This window comes from Sphingopyxis sp. (genome assembly GCF_016463645.1).
GTDB lineage: Bacteria > Pseudomonadota > Alphaproteobacteria > Sphingomonadales > Sphingomonadaceae > Sphingopyxis.
In genome coordinates this window covers 24854-30893 of record NZ_JAEMQX010000040.1, presented here as the reverse complement: position 1 = coordinate 30893, position 6040 = coordinate 24854, and the positions used below count along the sequence as shown (strand labels likewise).

The window sequence follows — 6040 nt, the reverse complement described above, 5'->3', positions numbered from 1 at the left end:
AACGCGCGCTCCACCATCTCGCCGCCGAGGTCATCGACAACAGCATGGACGAGGCCGTCGCCGGCCACGCGACGCGCATCGAGATCACACTCGACGTCGGCAACCGGCTGACCGTCGTCGACAACGGACGCGGCATGCCGGTCGATCCGCATCCGAAATTCCCGAGCAAGTCGGCGCTCGAGGTCATCATGACGATGCTCCATTCGGGCGGGAAATTCGAAGGCAAGGCCTATGCGACCTCGGGCGGCCTCCACGGCGTCGGCGTCAGCGTCGTCAACGCCCTGTCGACCGACACGGTGATCGAGGTCGCGCGGAGCAAGCAGCTCTATCGCCAGCGCTTTTCGCGCGGCACCCCGCTCGGCGGGCTCGAAGAGCTGGGTCCGACGCCCAACCGCCGCGGCACCAGCGTCTCCTTCGTTCCCGATCCCGAAATCTTCGGTGAGCACGGTCGCTTCAAACCGCAGCGCCTCTATCGCATGGCGCGCTCGAAGGCCTATCTGTTCGCAGGCGTCGAAATCCGTTGGAAATGCGCAGCTGAGCTGATCGGCGACGATACTCCGACGGAGGCAGTATTCCAGTTCCCCGGCGGTCTCGCCGATCATTTGAAGGAACAGATCGGTACCCGCGAATGCGCCACCGCCGAGCCGTTCATCGGGCGACAGGAATTTCCGGGGGAGCAGGGCCGCGCCGAATGGGCAATCGCTTGGCCGCTCTGGTCCGACGGATCGTACAGCTGGTATTGCAACACGATTCCGACGCCCGCCGGCGGCACTCACGAAGCGGGCCTTCGCGCCGCGCTGACCAAGGGTTTGCGTGCGTTCGGCGAGTTGATCGGGCAGAAAAAGGCCGCACAGATTACCGCCGAAGATGTCTTCAACGGCGGCGAGATGATGCTCTCGGTCTTCATCCGCGACCCGCAGTTCCAGAGCCAAACCAAGGACCGGTTATCGAGCCCCGAGGCCGCGCGCTTCACCGAAAATGCGGTGCGCGACCACTTCGACCATTTTCTGTCAGACAATATGGACCGCGGCCGCGCGCTGCTCGGCCTCGTCCTCGACCGGATGGACGAGCGGCTGAAGCGCAAGGCCGAGCGCGAGGTCAAGCGAAAGACCGCCACCAGCGGCCGCAAGCTCCGCCTGCCGGGTAAGCTCACAGACTGTGCGAATGACGGGCCCGAAGGCACGGAATTGTTTATCGTCGAAGGCGACAGCGCGGGCGGCAGCGCCAAGCAGGCGCGCGACCGCAAGACGCAGGCGATTCTGCCGATCCGAGGCAAGATATTGAACGTCGCGAGCGCGAGCGCCGACAAGATCCGCGCCAATCAGGAAATCGCCGACCTCGCCCTGGCGCTCGGCTGTGGCATGCGAAAGGATTGCGACGCCGACCGCCTCCGCTACGACAAGATCGTGATCATGACCGACGCCGACGTCGATGGGGCGCACATCGCGACGTTGCTGATGACCTTCTTCTTTCAGGAAATGCCCGACATCGTGCGCGAGGGACATGTCTACCTCGCGCAGCCGCCGCTCTATCGCCTTACAGCGGGAAGCCTGTCCGCCTATGCGCGCGACGACGCACACCGCGCCGAGCTCGAGGCGACGATGTTCAAGGGCAAAAAGGTCGAGGTCGGGCGCTTCAAGGGTTTGGGCGAAATGAACCCCAATCAGCTCAAGGAAACGACGATGGACCCGATGACGCGCTCGATGCTGCGCGTCACGCTGCCGCAGGAATATGAGGAACGGCACCAGGTCAAGGATCTGGTCGACCGGTTGATGGGCAAGCACCCCGAGCATCGTTTTCAGTTCATCCAGGCTAATGCGGCGAGCCTCGACGAGGCGGCCATCGACGCCTGAGGAGGTTTTTGATGGCGACATTACGCTCGACGACGATAACAGCGGCGATACTGGCGACGCTCGCGCCACAGATCGCCAATTCGCAAACCCCGGGCACATCGGCCCCAGCGGCGCAAACCGCCCTCGACCGCCGCGCGGCGCAGCTTGTCGACCTGTTCGGCGGCAGGATCGCCTACTCGGCCTATTTCGATCCGTACTTCCAGACGGCGGTTTCCCAAGCGCAATTCGACACGTTTAAAGGCGGCCTGATCGCGCAATATGGCGCCCCTGTCGCGGTCGACAAGGTTACACCCGCCAGCGACCGGTCGGGAACCATCCTGCTGCGCTTCGAAAGGGGGGTAGCGACGGTGCTGCTCGATGTCGGCGTTGCGCCCGACGAACGCGTGACGGGCTTGCGCGTCACGGGCGTCACGGTTGTGGACGACAGTTTCCACAAAGTCGCCGCGGAGATCGCCACGCTGCCCGGCCAGACCGGTTTTCTTGTCGCCGAACTCGACGGGGCGACGATCCGCACGCTCGCGTCCGCCAACGCCGATCGGCAGTTCGCCACGGGTTCTACCTTCAAACTCTATGTCCTGGACGAACTCGCGGCGCAGGTCGCGGCAGGCAAACGTCGCTGGGCCGACGTCGTGCCGCTGTCGCACTTCAGCTTTTCCTCAGCGGGCACTGCGAACTGGCCCAAGGACACCCCGGTCACGCTTCAGACGCTTGCCAACTGGATGATCTCGGTCAGCGACAATGGCGCGGCCGATACGCTGATTCACCTGCTCGGCCGTGAAGCGATCGAGGCGCGCATGAAGAGCACCGGGCACAGCGATCCGTCGCGTAACATCCCCTTGCTGACGACGGTCGAGGCATTCGCGCTCAAGGGCAATAATTTCGACGACCTGCGTCCGCTGTTTATCAAGGGCGACGATGCCGCACAGCGCAAGCTGATCGGGGACAATCGGGCTCGCCTCACCCTCGCCAATATCGATGGAATCAGCTTCGCCGCCGGCCCGCGCTTCATCGACGACCTCGAATGGTTCGCGAGCTCCAACGATATCGCGCGGCTGATGATCGATCTGCGCGCGCGGCAGTCGAAGACCTTGCTCGAAGCGATGGCGATCAACAACGGGGTCGGCCCAGTCGCCGCGGCCGACTGGAAATATCTGGGCTACAAAGGCGGATCGGAAAACGGCGTGCTGTCGATGAGCCTGCTCGGACAGCGCAAGACGGACGGCAAATGGCTCGTTGTGACGGCGAGCTGGAACAATCGCGACGCCAATGTCGAGACCGGACCGCTGATCGGGCTGGTCACGCGCCTGCTCGCGCTTGCGGCGAAATAATCTCAGGCCGTCAGAGCCGCTACCAGCGCCTTGACCTTCGCCTGCCGCCATTGCGGTGTTGGCGCTACCAGCCAATAGCCGCGCTTCACGGCAACGCTGTCGCCGACCTGCCGGACCCGGCCCGCCGCAATATCTGCCTCGGCAAGCATCGCCGGCACATTGGCCTGTCCCAGACCGTTCGCGGCGGCGTCGATCGCAAGCCCCGCGTCGCCGAGACGCAGCGCTGGTTCGCCATCGCCTGCGGGACAGCCTGGCCAAGCAATGCGGGTATCGCTGTTACTGCCGGGTCCCGCCACCGTGACCATGAGCGCGTCGGCGAGCGCGACACCTTCATGCTCGCCGGCGCCGTCGGTCCAGAAAATCGCGAGATCGAGGTTCGCCTCGGTGAAATCGATTCCCGTATCAGCGGATACGAGCGTGAAGCGGACGTCGGGCGCTTGCTGGCTGTAGCGTGCGAGCCGCGGCGCAAGCCATTTCGCGGTAAGATCGCGCGGCGCGGCGATCGTCAGCGACTGCGACGACTGGCCCGCTTGCATCGCACGTACCGATTCCTCGAATTGCAGGAAACCCTGCCGCAGCGCGTCGAGCCCCGCATCGGCCTCGCCCGTCAGTTCGAGCCCCTTGGGCGTTCGGCGGAACAGCACGACACCCAGCATATCCTCGAGCGCGCGAATCTGCTGCCCGACCGCCGCGGGAGTCACCGCCAGCTCGTCGGCGGCGCGAGTGAAGCTCAAATGTCGGGCAGCGGCATCGAAGACGCGGAGCGCGTTCAGGGGCAGGTGCGTGCGCTTCATGACGCGGTCGCTGGTGCCTGAAGCGGAAATTGCGGGATCGCGACGAGTATCTGTGAGCCATCGCCGAGCTCCATCGCATAGCTTCCGACCATCGACCCCTCGGGGGTCGGCAGCGGACAGCCCGACACATAGTCATAAGCACCGCCGGGCGCGATCAGCGGCTGCTCGCCAACAACGCCCTCGCCCTCGACTTCGCTGATCTGGCCGCGGCCGTCGCTGATCCGCCAATGGCGGCTGATCAACTGCACCGAGTCCTCTCCATGATTTTCGACGCGGACATGATAGGCCCAAAACCAGCGGCCGAGCGCCGGGTGCGACTGTTCGGGCAGATAGCTGACCGCAACACGCACGGTGATCGACCCGGTGGTCGCCGCAAAGGGAAAGAAGGAGTCGATCATCTCCACACCAAAGTCGCCTAAAGCCCGACCTTGGTCAATGCTTGGTCAAGATCGGCGATCAGATCGCGCGGATCTTCAAGGCCGATATTGATGCGGAGCATGCCCTCGACGACGCCCATATCGGCCCGCACCTCGGCGCTGACGCCATAGTGGGTCGTCGATGCCGGATGGCAGCAGAGGCTGCGCGAATCGCCGATATTGTTCGAAATATCGACGAGTTCGAGCGCGTTGAGGAATGCCATCGCCTGCTCGCGCCCGCCGTCGAGGACGAAGGAGAAGATCGGCCCGCACGCGTCCTCTCCATGATTTTCGACGCGGACATGATAGGCCCAAAACCAGCGGCCGAGCGCCGGGTGCGACTGTTCGGGCAGATAGCTGACCGCAACACGCACGGTGATCGACCCGGTGGTCGCCGCAAAGGGAAAGAAGGAGTCGATCATCTCCACACCAAAGTCGCCTAAAGCCCGACCTTGGTCAATGCTTGGTCAAGATCGGCGATCAGATCGCGCGGATCTTCAAGGCCGATATTGATGCGGAGCATGCCCTCGACGACGCCCATATCGGCCCGCACCTCGGCGCTGACGCCATAGTGGGTCGTCGATGCCGGATGGCAGCAGAGGCTGCGCGAATCGCCGATATTGTTCGAAATATCGACGAGTTCGAGCGCGTTGAGGAATGCCATCGCCTGCTCGCGCCCGCCGTCGAGGACGAAGGAGAAGATCGGCCCGCACGCGTCCATCTGGCTCATCGCCAGATTGTGCTGCGGATGGCTAGCAAGCCCCGGGTGGAGCATGCGCGCGACGCGGCTCTCGATCGCCTTGCCCACTGCGAGGGCATTCTCCGACTGACGGCGCGCGCGCAGATCGAGCGTCTCGAGGCCTTTCAATACCACCCATGCGTTGAACGGTGACAGATTCGGCCCGGTGTTGCGCTGGAACGGAAGCAGTACCTCGTTGATGAACTGCCCCGTCCCGCAGACCGCGCCGGCAAGAACTCGCCCCTGTCCTTCCATCAGCTTGGTCGCCGAATAAGCGACGACGTCAGCGCCGAAGTCCATCGGGCGCTGAAGCACGCTGGTCGCAAAGGCGTTGTCGACGACCGTGGTGATGCCGTGCGCCTTTGCCAGTTCGCACACATGCTTCATATCAACGATGTCCATCGTCGGGTTCGCTGGGGTTTCGAAGAAGAAGACCTTGGTGTTCGGCTTGATCGCTTTTTCCCACGCATCATTGTCGCGGCCGTCGACGACGGTGGTTTCGATCCCGAAGCGCGGACAGAGATGGTCGACGAGCCAGCGACAAGAACCGAAGGCTGCCTTGGCGGCGACGATGTGATCGCCCGCCGACAATTGGCACAGCAGCGCGGTCGTCATCGCCGCCATCCCCGTCGCCTGGACGCGGCACGCCTCGGCGCCTTCCATCAGCGCGATCCGTTCCTCGAGCATCGCGACGGTAGGGTTCTGCAGCCGCGAATAGGTCATGCCCTGTTCTTCGCCTGCGAAGCGCGCCGCGACTTCCTCGGCGCTCTCGTAAGTGTAGCCTGAGGTAAGGAAGAGCGCCTCCGACGTCTCACCATGTTCGCTGCGCCATGTACCGCCGCGTATCGCCTGCGTTGCGGGGTGCCATTGGCGCGTCTTGCTGCGATCGAAACCCGTCGTCTTCTTCATC

The 6040-nt window shown here is 63.9% G+C and carries 5 protein-coding genes and 1 pseudogene; 2 read left to right on the top strand and 4 right to left on the bottom strand.

Translation table 11 applies throughout. The annotated features are described in order from the left end of the window. Together JHC57_RS10630 and JHC57_RS10625 are read left to right on the top strand one after the other, a co-directional pair. On the top strand, positions 1 to 1853 hold a 1853-nt coding region (locus tag JHC57_RS10630), incomplete at its 5' end, for a DNA topoisomerase IV subunit B (protein ID WP_294029969.1). Positions 1854 to 1864: 11 nt separating this feature from the next. Further along, positions 1865 to 3181, top strand: coding sequence for a serine hydrolase (locus JHC57_RS10625; RefSeq protein WP_294029968.1), 1317 nt, complete (start codon positions 1865 to 1867; stop codon positions 3179 to 3181). A 2-nt stretch (positions 3182 to 3183) separates the two neighbouring features. On the opposite strand, the gene JHC57_RS10620 is transcribed toward JHC57_RS10625, so the two are convergent. From JHC57_RS10620 to JHC57_RS10605, 4 genes and pseudogenes are all read right to left on the bottom strand, one after another. Next, positions 3184 to 3975: a LysR family transcriptional regulator gene (locus tag JHC57_RS10620; RefSeq protein WP_294029967.1), complete on the bottom strand. Its 792-nt coding sequence runs from the start codon at positions 3973 to 3975 to the stop codon at positions 3184 to 3186. After that, complete coding sequence (apaG, locus tag JHC57_RS10615; RefSeq protein WP_294029973.1) at positions 3972 to 4373, bottom strand: Co2+/Mg2+ efflux protein ApaG; 402 nt, start codon at positions 4371 to 4373, stop codon at positions 3972 to 3974. Before apaG ends, JHC57_RS10620 begins: the two co-directional genes overlap by 4 nt. A gap of 17 nt (positions 4374 to 4390) precedes the next feature. Then, positions 4391 to 4669, bottom strand: a pseudogene (locus tag JHC57_RS10610) (PLP-dependent transferase); the annotation flags it as partial. Positions 4670 to 4830: 161 nt separating this feature from the next. Beyond that, the gene (locus JHC57_RS10605; RefSeq protein WP_294029966.1) at positions 4831 to 6039 is read right to left on the bottom strand and encodes an aminotransferase class I/II-fold pyridoxal phosphate-dependent enzyme; all 1209 of its coding nucleotides are present in this window, start codon (positions 6037 to 6039) and stop codon (positions 4831 to 4833) included. Position 6040 lies beyond the last annotated feature (1 nt).

Coding starts and splice junctions, on each gene's coding strand:
- JHC57_RS10625 (WP_294029968.1), top strand. CDS start 1,865: ATGGCGACATTACGCTCGACGACGATAACAGCGGCGATACTGGCGACG.
- apaG (WP_294029973.1), bottom strand. CDS start 4,373: ATGATCGACTCCTTCTTTCCCTTTGCGGCGACCACCGGGTCGATCACC.
- JHC57_RS10605 (WP_294029966.1), bottom strand. CDS start 6,039: ATGAAGAAGACGACGGGTTTCGATCGCAGCAAGACGCGCCAATGGCAC.
- JHC57_RS10620 (WP_294029967.1), bottom strand. CDS start 3,975: ATGAAGCGCACGCACCTGCCCCTGAACGCGCTCCGCGTCTTCGATGCC.